Here is a 240-nt window from a genome sequence, read left to right on the forward strand (position 1 = left end):
ATCACCTCCTTAATCGACGACATCAGCTGCTCCATAAGTTCCCACACGAATTGCTTGATTCATTGAAGAAGACGATAAGAAGCAGCCTAAAGGGTTGTAGCTTAGTTGGTTAGAGCGCACCCCATGCTCTGTGGTAAAGAGCAGGGTGAGGTCGGCCTTAGCAGCTCGAAATTGGGTCTGTAGCTCAGTTGGTTAGAGCGCACCCCTGATAAGGGTGAGGTCGGCAGTTCGAATCTGCCC

At 50.8% G+C, this 240-nt stretch carries 1 tRNA gene; it reads left to right on the forward strand.

Features of this window, described 5'->3' with window-relative positions:
* Positions 1–181 precede the first annotated feature (181 nt).
* Positions 182–240 (forward strand) — tRNA-Ile (locus AOA59_RS31245).

It is taken from the genome of Pseudomonas sp. 2822-15, from assembly GCF_002742515.1.
GTDB lineage: Bacteria > Pseudomonadota > Gammaproteobacteria > Pseudomonadales > Pseudomonadaceae > Aquipseudomonas > Aquipseudomonas salomonii.